Annotated in this window: 8 protein-coding genes; 2 read left to right on the plus strand and 6 right to left on the minus strand. The window is 62.1% G+C overall.

Translation table 11 applies throughout. The features are described from left to right. Positions 1-259: 259 nt before the first annotated feature. From Q7U29_RS15345 to Q7U29_RS15370, 6 genes are all read right to left on the minus strand, one after another. On the minus strand, positions 260-1,909 hold the full coding sequence (locus tag Q7U29_RS15345) for an MFS transporter (RefSeq protein ID WP_304742847.1): 1,650 nt from the start codon (positions 1,907-1,909) through the stop codon (positions 260-262). A 387-nt stretch (positions 1,910-2,296) separates the two neighbouring features. Further along, complete coding sequence (locus tag Q7U29_RS15350; protein WP_304742849.1) at positions 2,297-2,665, minus strand: hypothetical protein; 369 nt, start codon at positions 2,663-2,665, stop codon at positions 2,297-2,299. A gap of 77 nt (positions 2,666-2,742) precedes the next feature. Next, on the minus strand, positions 2,743-3,066 hold the full coding sequence (locus Q7U29_RS15355) for a hypothetical protein (RefSeq protein WP_304742851.1): 324 nt from the start codon (positions 3,064-3,066) through the stop codon (positions 2,743-2,745). After that, positions 3,063-3,383, minus strand: a complete 321-nt coding sequence (locus Q7U29_RS15360; RefSeq protein ID WP_304742852.1) for a hypothetical protein — start codon at positions 3,381-3,383, stop codon at positions 3,063-3,065. Before Q7U29_RS15360 ends, Q7U29_RS15355 begins: the two co-directional genes overlap by 4 nt. Positions 3,384-3,556: 173 nt before the next feature. Further along, a complete protein-coding gene (locus Q7U29_RS15365; RefSeq protein WP_304742854.1) occupies positions 3,557-5,536 on the minus strand; it encodes a sodium:solute symporter family protein in 1,980 nt (659 codons plus the stop codon). A gap of 11 nt (positions 5,537-5,547) precedes the next feature. Further along, positions 5,548-5,826: a DUF4212 domain-containing protein gene (locus tag Q7U29_RS15370; protein ID WP_304742856.1), complete on the minus strand. Its 279-nt coding sequence runs from the start codon at positions 5,824-5,826 to the stop codon at positions 5,548-5,550. A 287-nt stretch (positions 5,827-6,113) separates the two neighbouring features. Here Q7U29_RS15370 and Q7U29_RS15375 point away from each other — a divergent pair, with 287 nt between their 5' ends. Beyond that, entirely contained in the window at positions 6,114-6,737 is a 624-nt protein-coding gene (locus tag Q7U29_RS15375) for a hypothetical protein (protein ID WP_304742858.1), read from the plus strand. 30 nt (positions 6,738-6,767) lie between these two features. Further along, positions 6,768-7,532, plus strand: a 765-nt coding sequence (locus Q7U29_RS15380) for a PolC-type DNA polymerase III (RefSeq protein ID WP_304742860.1), incomplete at its 3' end; no start/stop codon positions are given.

Raw genomic sequence — 7,532 nt, forward strand, 5'->3', positions numbered from 1 at the left:
CCCCTCCTCCCGCGAAGCGGTGGGGAGGGGTCGGGCGAGGGGTCGGGGGTGGGGGGTCTATCGGCCTGGACCGCTGCCAATGAGTTTGCAAACACGACTCGCAGCGAGTTTGCTGAAGCGCCCCCCACCCCCGACCCCTCCCCGCCACGCGCAAGCGCGCGTGGGAGGAGGGGGGAAGAACAAAAAAACCGGCCGCGGAGCGATCCGCGGCCGGCTTGTGACGATGATCCGGCGGCGATGGCCGCCGGATCAGTTCAGGCTACTTGGTGATATCGACGTCCTTGGTTTCCGGCATGAAGAAGAAGCCGACGACCGCGGTGATCGATGCGAAGATGATCGGATACCAGAGACCGGCATAGATGTCGCCGGTTGAGGCCACGATCGCGAACGATGTCGCGGGCAACAATCCGCCGAACCAGCCGTTGCCGATGTGATAGGGCAGCGACATCGAGGTATAGCGGATCCTGGTCGGGAACAGTTCGACCAGCATCGCCGCGATCGGCCCGTACACCATGGTGACGAAGATCACCAGGATGAACAGCAGTCCGACCACCGCCGCGACCTGCGGCCGGAAGATATCGAACGGATGCGCCATCTTCACGATCTGGGCGTCGCCGGCCTTGGGATAGCCTGCGGCCTGCACCGCCGCCAGCACCTGCGGGTTTGACGCCGCCGCTGCCGTATACGGCACGTCCTTGCCGTTGACGACGACCTTCACGCCCGAGCCCGCGGCACCGTAGCTGGTGGTGTACTTGACCGACTGCTGCGCCAGATAGGCACGGGCGGTGTCGCAAGGCGCCGTGAAGACGCGGGTGCCGACCGGATTGAACAAGTCGCCACAGATGGCACGATCGGAAACAACCTCCACCTTCACCGTCTCGATGGCCTTTTCCAGCGCCGGATTGGCGTTGGACGTGATCGATTTGAAGATCGGGAAGAAGGTCAGCGCCGCGATCAGACAGCCTGCCAGGATGATCGGCTTGCGGCCGATCTTGTCGGACAGCGCACCGAACACGATGAAGAAGCCGGTGCCGAACAACAGTGACCACGCAATCAGCAGATTGGCGGTGTAGCCGTCGACCTTGAGGATCGATTGCATGAAGAACAGTGCGTAGAACTGGCCGGTGTACCAGACCACGCCCTGACCCATCACGCCGCCGACCAGAGCCAGGATGACGATCTTGGCGTTGCTCCAGTTGGCGAAGGCTTCGGTCAGCGGAGCTTTCGAACTCTTGCCCTCGTCCTTCATCTTCTGGAACACCGGCGATTCATTCAAGCGGAGCCGGATCCAGACCGAGATGCCGAGCAGGAACACCGACACCAGGAACGGAATGCGCCAGCCCCATGCAGCGAATTCAGTCTCGCCGAGTGCGGAACGAGTGAACAGGATCACCAGCAGCGACATGAACAGGCCGAGGGTTGCCGTGGTCTGGATGAACGACGTGTAGTAGCCGCGTTTGCCGTGTGGCGAATGCTCGGCCACGTAGGTGGCGGCTCCGCCATACTCACCGCCGAGCGCCAGGCCCTGCAGCAAACGCAGGCCGATCAGGATGATCGGCGCCGCGATGCCGATCGTTGCCGCGTTCGGCAGCAGGCCGACGACGAAGGTCGACAGGCCCATGATCAGAATGGTGACGAGGAAGGTGTATTTGCGGCCGACGATGTCGCCGACGCGGCCGAACACGATGGCGCCGAACGGACGGACGATGAAGCCCGCGGCGAAGGCGAGCAGCGCGAAGATGTCGCGGGTCGCCTGGTTGAACATCGGCAGCTTGGTGGCGGGATCGATGACGCCGAAGAACTGCGCGCCGATGACGCTGGCGAGCGAACCGAACAGGTAGAAATCATACCATTCGAACACGGTGCCGAGCGAGGAGGCGAGAATGACGAAACGTTCGTCCTTCGTCATGCCTCCGGTTCTGACTTTTTCAGTTGCAGCTATTGTGGACATTGTCGAATCGCTCCCGTCTCTTTTTGATTCACGAACATGTGTGTTGCGTCGGATAAGTGCGCAATCAATCAGGCGCGTCACTACAGGCTCGGGAAGCATGTCCCAATAGTACTTTCGGCTGGCCGCGATTTGCAGCGCCTGCGATCGGGATGCCGCTGCGCCGGGGCGATTCAATCGGCACGATCGGTCGGAGATCGTGATTTTACAGGGCAAATGGCCTTTCGCGGTCCAGGCCGGGGTCTTCGAAAACCTCGCTGCTCGCGTTCACATCTGCGAATCAGCCAGGCCAAAAGGCGGAGACTTGCCGCGCGCGGGGAACCTGCCGTCGATCCGTGCGGTCTCGAACTAAAGTCCAATGACCGAGAAGAACAGCGCAATCGCCCACATCACGATGGAGATGATCGCGCTCCAGCGTGCGAACAGCAAATAGGTTTCGCGCATGACCGTCGAGACCATCCTCTGCGCCACGGCCTGCGGCGGGCGGCTTTCCTTGGGAAGATAGAGCCACATCTCGGTCCGGCGGTGATCCTTGGTGCGGGCTTCACGGGCCTTGAGGACGAGAACGAGGGTCATGAGCAAGCTCAGAAAACCTCCCGCCTGAAAGGCGGAACGCGGCACGAAGGACATGGCGATCAGGACGCAGAAAATGGCCAGCGACGCGAAGGCGCATGCGCGCAGCACCGTTGTATAGGCAATCCGGCGCATCTCATCCACGATCCGTCCCCCGTCGTCGCAGGACCTGAGGCCAGCGTAGCGGCAAGGTCTCGCGCCCTCAACCTCAGGGCTGCCGGCTAGAGGCCGATCTTGAGAAAATTGCCGGCGGCGGGCAACGCCAGAATCGCGGTCGTGGCAAGCCAGATCCAGAGCGACACGTTGTTTGACTCCGGGGCGCCGGTGACCCGCTCGTAGATCGCGGCCGGAATCCCGCCGAGAATGACCGTGGCGGTCGAGACCATCAGCGACGCGAACATCAACGTCAGCGACAGGTTGCCAAACAGCAGGGGAGCGGCGAGCGTCTGCACGTAGAGCAGCGCGAAGATCAGCCAGAGCTGGTTGAAGATACCGTTGATCATGCCGAAGAAAGCTATGCCGATGAAATAGAAGTTGCGGTTCATGACGCCGCTCCGCCGAGCTTGGGGGCGAGGTTCAGCACCAGCAATGTGTAGTGGAGCACGACGCGCAGCCAGAACATCCAGACGAAGCCGAACAGCCAGAGCACGGCGGGAGCCGTGACCTTCGGGGTCACGATGGCGATGATGCCGATCACGGGATCGGTGAACCGGCAAAAGAACCGCCAGATATAGTTCGGCGAATCCGCGTCGACCATCAGGCCGAGCAGGAAGCGGCCGAGCATGGTGTACATCAACGCCGCCAGAACGAAGTTCGGCAGGTGGTAATACCAGTAGGTGGCGATTGAGGCTGCAGTATCCAACGTCCGATGCTCCCGTGGTGCCTCGACAATCGAACAACCGGGATGCGTGACGACACCACGATCGTTCCCAACCATGACAAGCGCCGACTTCCCCGGCAAGAGCGGACGTGAGGTCATCGAAAACAAAACGGGGCCCCGAAGGGCCCCGTTCATCGAGATGTGTTGCAGTGCTCTCAGGTGGTCTTCTCTTCGAGCACCGTCCTGCCGCGCGGCTTGCGGATATCGTCGACATAGGCCTGCATTTCCTTCGACGGTTCCTTGCCGAGCAGGCTGACCACGTAGATGACCGCGAAGCCGAGCGGCGCTCCCAGCATCCCGCAGGCGATGTTGGTCAGGCCGAACCAGCCGACCTTGTTGGCCAAGGGGTGCGCAAGTGTCGGGAAGGCCTCCATGGCGTTGGGCAACGCCATGGCTTTCGCGATGTCGACCAGCGGCGCCCCCGTCACCGGGTTGAGCAGCGATGTCATGCCGTAATACTTCACGCCGGCGCCCGGGAAGTAGCGGGTCGTGACGAGGTAGAACAGGCACAGTCCGAAGCCGGCAATGATGCCGCAGATCGCGCCGGTCGCTGTCGTGCGTTTCCACCAGACGCCCATCACGAGTGCCGGGAAGTTACCGGCCATCGCCAGCGAGAACGCCCAGCCGACCATGGCCAGGATATCCCCGGGTTTGGTGGCGGCCGTCGCTGCCGCAACAATGGCGACGATCAGCAGCAGGACGCGGGCGACCAACAGCCGGCGCACGGTCGGCGCGCTGGGATCGATCATCTTGTAGTAGACGTCGTGCGACAACGCGTTGGCGATGGCGAGCAGCAGCCCGTCAGCGGTGGAAAGCGCGGCGGCGAGACCGCCGGCGGCGACCAGACCCGAGATCACATAGGGAAGTCCCGCGATCTCCGGGGTGGAGAGCACGATCACGTCCGTGTTGATCACGAAGTCCTGCAGCCTGACCACGCCGGTATGACCGGCTATGGCCTTGCAGGCCGCGACGATCGCATCGATGCTGCCGGCGTTCTTGCCGCAGATCTGGATCAGGCCGAGTTCGCCCCAATTGAAGATCCACGGTTTGAGCGCGCTGACATCTGCGCCGATGATGTTGGTGTAGACTTCCAGCTTGGAGAACGCCGCGTAGGCCGGCGCCGAGAAGTAAAGCAGGAAGATGAACAGCAGCGACCATGCCACCGACTGGCGTGCCTCACGCACCGACGGGGTGGTGAAGTAGCGCATCAGGATGTGCGGCAGCGAAGCCGTGCCGACCATCATGCAAAGGATGATCGCGAAGAAGTTCAACGGGCTGTAGTTGATGAACGGCGAGATATGCGGTTTGAGGTTGGCGACGGTCGCAAGACCGGACGCCAGCATCTGCTGCTCCCGGGCGATAATGTCCGAGATGGCCAGTCCGTAGGTGAGTTCCGGAATCGGAAATCCGTACTTCTTGGTGGACAGGATCACGATGGGGGTCAGATAGGCAATGATCAGCACGATGTACTGGGCCACCTGGGTCCAGGTCACTGCCCGCATGCCGCCCAGCATCGAGCAGACCAGGATGCCGACAAGTCCGGCGAATACCGCCAGTTCGAACGGCATGCCGAGGAAGCGCGAGGCGATAAGTCCGGTGCCGTAGATTTGCGCCGTCACATAGGTGAAGGAACAGGCAACCAGCACGACCACGCCGAGCCCACGGGCGAAATTGCCGCCGTACCGGAAAGCCAGGAAGTCTGGCACCGTATAGGCGCCGAACTTGCGCAGGTACGGCCCGATCAGGATCGACACCAGCACGAAGCCGCCGGTCCATCCGAGCACCCATGCGATGCCATCGTAACCGAGCAGGAACAAGGTGCCGGCCATGCCGACGAAGGACGCCGCCGACATCCAGTCGGCGCCGGTCGCCATGCCGTTATAGAACGCCGGCACGCTGCGGCCGGCAACGTAATATTCGGAGACCTGCGCCGTTCGCGACAGAACGCCGATGATGGCATAGACCGCAAGCGTGAAGAACACGAACAGATAGCCGAGGATCTTGTTCGGAACCCCCATCTGCTCGAGTACTGCGATCAGAATGACGAACGCGAGGAAGCCGCCGGTGTAGATGCTGTAGACCCGCCCAAGGTTGTTGAGAAAGTCACCACTGCCTGATGAAGATTCTGTAGCCATGTCCGTTCCCCCTAGTCTTCCTCGGCAAAGCCGTATTCGCGGTCAATCTTGTCCTGCTGTTTTGCGAACATGAACAGCATGACCACGAACACGATGAGCGATCCCTGCGCGGCCATGTAAAAGCCGAGCGGGAAGCCAAGAATCGGAACCGTGATCTTGTTGAGCGGCACCACGAACATGTGGATGATGTAGCCGAAGAAGAACCAAACCCCGAGATGCATCCACATCAGCCGGGAGGTCTTTGCCCAGTGGGCTTCTTCTCTCTGTTTCAGGTCTGTAGATTCAGGCATGGGCTGCAAATCCTCCTTCAAGCACCGGTCGCAATGCGCCGGATGGACTGATCGAGGGGAATGCAAATCCCTTCAGCGCGGCGCCCCCCCTGCCGCCCCCCATCCGGTCTTGCGCCGATATGGAGAAGTTGAACGCTAGCACTACGAACGCTTCCGGCTTTATTATACTTTCGGGGAATATGAGAATGTTGCAACTGCGAAGCGAAGGGACGTTGAAAACATAGGACTTGGCAGATGCCGGATAAGCTGGCGAACTGTCTCCGGTCCATTTTGCGGGAAAGACGGCGATGAAATTGTTCGAGAAGTTGTTTCGCCCGCGTCCGCCGATTTGCGACCGGGAGGCGCTGGCGGACTTCGTCGACGCGCAATCGGCCTTCATCGTGCAGAAGGGAATCTACGAATATTCCCGCGCGCGCGCGGGCCATTATGCCAAGGTTCTGTTTGCCGAGAAGGAGTTCGCGCAATCCGTCGAGTATTCGCGCTGGCAGGCCTATCCGCTGGGCCTCTCGATGGTCGGCGAAATGATCAATGGCGTGCTGGCCTCCGAGGCCGACGGCATGCAGCGCCGGCAGATTCTCGACCAGCTCATCCTCGTCGTTCTTTCGGTGTTCGACCGCTATCCGGTACCTCCCTCGATCGGCGAGGCCGCCTGGCTTGCAGCGCGCAACGACCTTGCGCATCGGCTCGATCTGGCTGGCGGGCATGCGCCCAGGCGCGTGATGGATATTCCCGATCCGCTGGCGGAAGCCTATTTCGCCATGATGCCGATCCACGAAAAGCTGCGCGGGCGGGATTTCCAGACCACCCGCAATTACCTCCGTGTCAGCCTGTGCAACATCCACGATGAATTGATCTCGCGCATGGACCGGGCCGCGGTGCAACGGACACTGCTCGCGGATGTCGCGGCATGATCATCATGTAGCGGCGGGTCAGGAGGGGCGATGGACAGCACCAGTGGCGGCGTCCCGCTTTTGTCGCTCGACGCCGTTGTCATCGATACCGAAACCACCGGGCTCGATCCACGCAAGGCGCGGGTGATCGAGCTCGCCGGGGTCCGCCTGTCCGGTGGAAAGCTGGCGGGCGATGGCGCGTTTCGCCAATTGCTGCGGCCGGGCGCTGAAAAGATCCCGGCGGAGACCACGCGCATTCACGGCATCGACGATGCCATGGTCGCGCAGTCGCCGCCGTTCGCCGATGTCTGGCCGGATTTCCACAGATTTCTCGGCCAGGCCATGGTGATCGGGCACACCGTCGGGTTCGACTTGGCGGTGCTGAAGCGCGAATGCGATCTTGCCGGCCTGCCGTGGCTGCGACCGCGTACCCTCGATACACGGCTGCTGGCGCAGATCGCCGCACCGGAACTGGCCGGTTATACGCTGGAAAAGCTCGCCGCCTGGCTCGGTGTCGAGGTCGCCGACCGGCATTCCGCCCTCGGTGACTCCCTGACGACGGCGAGGGTATTTCTGGCGCTGCTGCCGAAGCTGCGGGACCACAGCATCCGCACCATCGCTGAAGCCGAGCGGGCCTGTCTCGCCCTCACTTCCGTGCTCGACGGTCAGGCGCAGAGCGGCTGGATCGAGGCCGTCGAGGCTCCGGAGCGCGCCGATGCCGAGCGGACCCTGAAGCGCTTCGACAGCTACGCCTATCGGCATCGCAACCGGGACATCATGCGGGTGCCTCCGGTGTTCGTGGAAGCCGGCGCGTCG

Source organism: Bradyrhizobium sp., from assembly GCF_030654605.1.
GTDB lineage: Bacteria > Pseudomonadota > Alphaproteobacteria > Rhizobiales > Xanthobacteraceae > Bradyrhizobium.

Bases quoted from the DNA above. Each gene is read 5' to 3' on its own strand.
- Q7U29_RS15365 (WP_304742854.1), bottom strand. From the start codon at position 5,536: ATGGCTACAGAATCTTCATCAGGCAGTGGTGACTTTCTCAACAACCTT.
- Q7U29_RS15355 (WP_304742851.1), bottom strand. From the start codon at position 3,066: ATGAACCGCAACTTCTATTTCATCGGCATAGCTTTCTTCGGCATGATC.
- Q7U29_RS15375 (WP_304742858.1), top strand. From the start codon at position 6,114: ATGAAATTGTTCGAGAAGTTGTTTCGCCCGCGTCCGCCGATTTGCGAC.
- Q7U29_RS15370 (WP_304742856.1), bottom strand. From the start codon at position 5,826: ATGCCTGAATCTACAGACCTGAAACAGAGAGAAGAAGCCCACTGGGCA.
- Q7U29_RS15345 (WP_304742847.1), bottom strand. From the start codon at position 1,909: ATGACGAAGGACGAACGTTTCGTCATTCTCGCCTCCTCGCTCGGCACC.